The organism is Pseudoalteromonas sp. G5_S1_14_S5 (genome assembly GCF_054968605.1).
This window is the reverse complement of sequence record NZ_JBQKUM010000273.1, coordinates 1-253: the sequence shown is the minus strand read 5'-3', so window position 1 is coordinate 253 and position 253 is coordinate 1. Positions and strand designations below refer to the sequence as shown.

The following is a 253-nucleotide window of genomic DNA, read 5'->3' as shown; positions in this document are numbered from 1 at the left end:
GGAGGGATGGCTGAGTGGTCGAAAGCACCGGTCTTGAAAACCGGCAACCGTTAATAGCGGTTCTAGGGTTCAAATCCCTATCCCTCCACCACCATTAGAAAGCCCGCTGAGAAATCAGCGGGCTTTTTTGTGTCTAAAATTTATATTATTCAACGCTCTATTGGCGTACGGTCTGCAGTGTAGATGGTTCAGTCTAGCTGCTTTATTATACCAATCTGGAAAATTAACTGGTCAGATCAATCCACTCTCTTGC

The 253-nt window shown here is 45.5% G+C and carries 1 tRNA gene; it reads left to right on the top strand.

The annotated features are described in order from the left end of the window. A tRNA-Ser gene (locus ACTRWI_RS22855) sits at positions 1-91 on the top strand. Positions 92-253 lie beyond the last annotated feature (162 nt).